This window comes from Paenibacillus sp. P4_A9 (assembly GCF_056402415.1).
Genome location: NZ_JBFUHL010000161.1, coordinates 1 through 3,022 on the forward strand (window position 1 = coordinate 1; position 3,022 = coordinate 3,022).

3 protein-coding genes are annotated in these 3,022 nt (G+C 43.8%); 1 reads left to right on the top strand and 2 read right to left on the bottom strand.

Features of this window, described 5'->3' with window-relative positions:
- Positions 1 to 690, bottom strand: a 690-nt coding sequence (locus AC1DVJ_RS30405) for a phytanoyl-CoA dioxygenase family protein (RefSeq protein WP_477596569.1), incomplete at its 3' end; no start/stop codon positions are given.
- 108 nt (positions 691 to 798) lie between these two features.
- Positions 799 to 1,245 (bottom strand): DUF1761 domain-containing protein, encoded by a 447-nt coding sequence (locus AC1DVJ_RS30410; RefSeq protein WP_477596571.1) that lies wholly within the window; start codon positions 1,243 to 1,245, stop codon positions 799 to 801.
- Positions 1,246 to 1,515: 270 nt separating this feature from the next.
- Between AC1DVJ_RS30410 and AC1DVJ_RS30415 the strand changes: the two genes are divergently transcribed.
- Positions 1,516 to 3,022 (top strand): CotS family spore coat protein (locus tag AC1DVJ_RS30415; RefSeq protein WP_477596573.1); only part of this gene is annotated, 1,507 nt, incomplete at its 3' end.

Below are 3,022 nucleotides of genomic sequence, written 5' to 3' on the forward strand. Positions count from 1 at the left end.
AGCCAGCCATACTTTGAAATTCGGATTCTTTTCCTCAAAGATTTTCGTTTCTGTTGAGAAATAACGCATGGTGTAGCCACAGYGTCGGAACTCACTCTTGTTCGGATCCGCACCATGAATGATACGTGAATCATGCAGCGAGCATTGACCTCTTTGCAACTCAAAATGAACGGCTGTGGATGTGTCCATATTCTTGATTTGCGTATTGAAGAGATTCTTCGCACCGTCTACACTCTCATACTCAGAAAATCCATTGCTGTGCGTGCCTGGAATGACTTGCATACAGCCATTTTCCTTCGAGCTGTTATCGATAGCCAACCATACGGTAATAATGCTATCGAAGTTACTGACGCGGCCTTTCCAATAAGCAGAATCCTCATGCCAAGGCGTCGCTCGACCCACGAACGGATCCTTACAAATAAAATGGGAAGACCAAAGACCAATGTTGGGTCCGATAATGGGCTCAACCAGGTCTAATACTTCATCCGATAATAAAAAATTCAGAAGACGATCTTCACGGAAATGCGGCGTGTCTAACTCGTCTGAAAGMTTACTGCCTTTTTGCTTCAGCTGATCTTCAAATATTTCCGTTAGCTCGGCTAATTTCTCAGCAGAGAATAACTGCTTATCATATAGGAAATACCCATTCTTCTTATAAAATGCGACTTCTTCTTGTGTTAATTTACTCATCGTTACCCCTCCTGAAAATGTGTTCTTATCTACACACTAACTATAACCCGCAGTAGGATTCGAAGGCTTATCTTAAGCTTAGAAGAAGTTAGCGTATCTTCAGATATCCTATATCCAGAACCAGAAAATGAGTAACAGCATTGTGAAACGAACAATCTCATACGAGGTGTCCACGGCTACGACAAGCCAGCTTTTGAACTGCCACACCTTTTTGCCAACCGTGAACGGCAGTGTGTATCCCGCTGCTAGCAGCATAGTAAACCAGAAGGCATTCGACAATCGTTCTCCATCATACGAAAATGCCTGTCCACCAGCTTTCCAGAGCTCTAAACATACGGCGAATGCAATAGAAGTTACGAAGGATACAAGAATATAAATTACAAATGACTGGATTTTATCTGACTTACTTACGTTAAGTTCGACTTGATCTCCCTTGCCGTACATGTGCTTCTGATAAGGCTTTGCCCATATAACTGCCATCCATAGAAAGCCTAATACTAACGATAAAATCCCGGTAACAAACACGGCCCAATAATTAATCGAACTCAATAACATATAATATCTCCTCTTCTCGCCTATGTAAATTTATGAAACCATTTGGTTTCGTTTTTTTATTATATACAACCATTTGGTTTCATGTCAATTCCTACTTTTTGTGAGAAAGTATGCGAAAGTCTATTCGGTTTTCATGAAGTTCCACTCTTGTACATATCAACCATTCACCTAATGACATATGCATAGAATTAGATAAACCTAATCTGGTTTATGTGAGCATCTGTAAGGGCATTAGAACGTACAATTCACTTTAAAATACGTGATGGAGTGATGGTGGTGGAAAATTATCAAATCGTTCCCTGGATCGATGACGTCTTAGATCCAGGAATCGTGGCGAACATGTATGTTCCTCCTGGGTTAGAAATGCTGGCACGAGAGGTCATGGGACATTATGACATGCAGGTCTATGATATGCTCTTGATTACCTCTAAGCCAGATAAAGGCGGCGCAATTTGGAAGATCAGCACGAGTAAGGGCAATCTCAGTATTAAATGTTTGCACAGACGGCCAAGAAGAAGTCTATTCAGCGTTGGCGCTCAAGCTTATATGTCCGGTTTAGGCCACCGGGTTCCATCGTTCATTCCTACAAAGGAAGGCAGTTTCTACGTTGAAGCAGGTGGTAAGCTATGGATCGTTACCGACTGGATTGAACCCCTGGTACCCGTATCCAAGGTTGACCTCGACGGAGCTTCTCAGCTGTGCTTTGGCTTAGGTGAGTTCCACAACAACTCCAAGGGTTATGTTCCACCCAGCGGTTCGGAGAAATCCTCCCGCATCTACGGCTGGGGCAAATATTATGAAAAGCTAATTGCTAAGATTGGCTGGTTTCAGGATATCGCCCATGCCTATTCGGATACCCCAGCAAGCGCAAACCTACTTGCCGTCATCGAGGAATTTAAGCGGCAGGCTAACGACATGTATCAACGTTTCCAAAACTCACCTTATAACGCAATGATAGCCAAAGGCGAACCCCACTGGGGACTTGCCCATCAAGATTTTGGATGGTCGAACGGACAAATGGGTCCCGGCGGTATCTGGGTTATCGACTTAGACGGTGTTTCTTACGATCTGCCCATCCGTGATCTACGTAAATTGATTACTAGCACCATGGATGATATGGGCGTGTGGGACATTACTTGGATTCGCGGCATGATCGAAGCGTACCATCGAGCCAATCCACTAGACCAAGAAACCTTCGAAATCTTGTGGATTGATATGGCTTTTCCAAATGAATTCTACAAGCATGTCAAAGAAATTGTGTTTAATCCCCAAGTGTTTCTTGAGACTGATCTAGCGCCGATCCTTCAAAGAGTCATGACCACTGAAGCAAGCAAATGGYAGGCATTATCGGAGTTGGAAAAAGATAAGGCAAACTATCCTCTTGGTGACTACTCGACAGACTACATCAAACCGGTTATCCAAACTCCGGCACTTATTCTTCCTGGTGATGTGTTAACACCAATTTACGCCGATATGCCTGTTACACCTGTTACACCTGTTACACCAGTTACACCAGTTACGCCAGTCGTACCTGCTACACCAGTTGTTCCAGTTCTGCCAGTAACGCCAGTCGTACCTGTAACACCAATTGTTGAAAAAATCATGCCAATTCCACTTGAGACAGAGCCTGTTTATGCTGAGTTGCCAGCCTTGGTAACCATGCCTGCAGTAGAGAAAACTGTTTCTGCCAAGCAACCAGTCGAAGAGGTTATCGTCCCTGTTCCACTTACACCAGAACCTGTTTTTACAGAAGCACCAGTTGCGGTCACCCTTCCTT